We start from the raw sequence: 1,701 nt of genomic DNA, 5'->3' as shown, positions 1-1,701 counted from the left end.
GGCGGCACGGCCCTGGGCCGCGCCGCCGCGCCGTGCTGCGGTCCAGTGCCTCAGAAGGCGCCCACCGTGAGACCCATCACCACGGCCACCGCGGTGCCGATGAGGGGCCCCACCACGGTGACGGCGAAGATGTCCTTGTACGCCTCGCGGTGGGTCAGCCCGGTCACCAGCAGCATCGTGATGATGGCGCCGTTGTGCGGCATCGAGTCGAAGCTGGTGCTCGCCAGGGCCGCCACGCGGTGCAGCACCTCGGGGTCGATGCCCTGCGCCGCCCCCTGTGCGGCGAGCTGCTCGCCGAAGGTGCTCATGGTGATCTGCAGGCCGCCCGATGCCGAGCCGGTGACGCCCGAGATGCCCGCGGTGGAGACCGCCGCCGTCACCACCGGGTTGTCCGTGAGCCCGAAGATGCCGTCACGGATGACGGTGAACGCCGCCATGGAGGCGATGACCGCACCGAAACCCACCTCGCTGGCCGTGGTGAGCGTGGGCAGCACCGCCTGGCCGGCGCCCTCGGACACGTCGCCGGGGTAGTGCTTCATTCCGCCGGGGCGCAGCAGCACCACCACGAGGATGGCCACCACCATCGCCACCGTCACCGCCCAGATGCCGGCCACCGAGGCCAGCGTGACCGCGCCGTACTTCTCGTCGGACAGGTAGGCGGTGTCCAGGCGGGGGATGACCAGGTAGGTCATGAGCGCCTGCACGGCCACCACCACGGCCACCGGCACCAGGCCCAGCAGTCCCGATGCCGTGGAGACGCGCCCGCGCTCGGCGGGGCGGTCGGTGCCGCCGGCCACGGTGACGCCGGCCTCGCGCTCGCGGATCGTGAGGTCCTCGAAGGACTCGCCGGCCGCCATGAGGGAACGCTGGCGGTACCGCAGCCAGGCCATGCCCAGGCCGAACACCAGGGCGCCGGTGAGCAGGCCCAGCACGGGCGCCGCGAAGGTGGTGGTGCCGAACACGGTGGTGGGGATGGTGTTGTGGATCTGCGGCGACCCCGGCAGGGCACCGAGCGCGAAGGTGACCACGCCCAGGGCGACGGCGGCCGGCATCAGGCGCCGGGGGATGCCCGCCTCGCGGAACAGCTGGGTGGCGATGGGGAAGATGGTGAACACCACCACCCACGCGCTCACGCCGCCGTAGGTGAGGGCGGCCGTGGTGAGCACCGTGATGAGCACTGCGTGCTGCGCGCCCAGCCGCTGCGAGGCCCAGGCGGCGAAGTCGCCGGCCAGGCCGGAGGTCTTCATGAGGTGCCCGAACACCGCACCGGTGAGGAACAGCGGGAAGTACGAGCCCAGGAACGTGGCCATGGCGGGCATGAACACCTGGGTGTACGTGCCCAGCAGGGGCGCACCGGCGAACAGCGTGGCCACCAGCGCCGCGACCGGGGCGGCCACCAGCACCGAGTGGCCGCGGTAGGCCAGCGTGATGAGCAGGGCGAGTGAGACGAGGATGCCGAGCAGGCCGAGGGACATGGCGCTCCTGTGGATCGGGGACGGGACGCGCACGCATTGTGACGCCCGTCACTCGATGCGGTGCGGCCGGGTAGCCGTCCACCCCCAGATAACGATTGTTCAACCATCGGCGCGCGGGGGTGTCGCCCCGCGCGACCTGTCGGTTGCATGGCGCCCATGAGTTCCCAGACCCGCTTCCCCGCCGTCCCCCGGGAGGACCCCACCCGCCCCCATGCCCAGGGCCCCC

General features: G+C 72.3%; 1 protein-coding gene. It reads right to left on the bottom strand.

The window, feature by feature from the left end:
* Positions 1-50: 50 nt before the first annotated feature.
* Entirely contained in the window at positions 51-1,475 is a 1,425-nt protein-coding gene (locus HMPREF3099_RS04215; protein ID WP_070704379.1) for a GntP family permease, read from the bottom strand.
* Positions 1,476-1,701 lie beyond the last annotated feature (226 nt).

The sequence above is a fragment of the Kytococcus sp. HMSC28H12 genome (assembly GCF_001816045.1).
In the GTDB taxonomy this organism is placed as follows: Bacteria; Actinomycetota; Actinomycetes; order Actinomycetales; family Dermatophilaceae; genus Kytococcus; species Kytococcus schroeteri.
Note: the sequence above shows the minus strand (reverse complement) of the source record. Positions and strands in the feature narration are given on the sequence as shown.